Annotated in this window: 1 pseudogene; it reads left to right on the top strand. The window is 64.2% G+C overall.

The window, feature by feature from the left end:
• Positions 1-45: 45 nt before the first annotated feature.
• A pseudogene (locus EN861_RS34520) lies at positions 46-355 on the top strand (flagellar hook-associated family protein); the annotation flags it as partial.

Genomic DNA, 355 nt, shown 5'->3' with positions numbered 1-355 from the left:
GTCGGCGACATGCTGGACTCCCTGTTGGCCGCGGTGGGATAATTCATGAGAGCGACCGGCGTTTCCTCAGCTGCCATTTCCAACGCGCTGCGTTATCAGCAGGCGAAGATGCAGGCCGATCTCGTCAAGGCGACGAAGGAGTCACAGACCGGCACAGTCGCCGATGTCGGCCTGGCGCTTGGTAGCCGCACGACCCAGGCAGTCACCTTCCAGCGCGATCTCGACCGGCTGAACGGCATTGTCGATTCCAACGCGCTCGTCACCGCGCGCCTGAAATCGACCCAGGATTCGCTCGGCCAGATCGCCAACACCGCGCAGAGCTTCCTGTCCGCGCTGACCAGCGGCGTGTCGGGCG

This window comes from Mesorhizobium sp. M8A.F.Ca.ET.218.01.1.1, from assembly GCF_004791165.1.
GTDB lineage: Bacteria > Pseudomonadota > Alphaproteobacteria > Rhizobiales > Rhizobiaceae > Mesorhizobium.
Note: the sequence above shows the minus strand (reverse complement) of the source record. Positions and strands in the feature narration are given on the sequence as shown.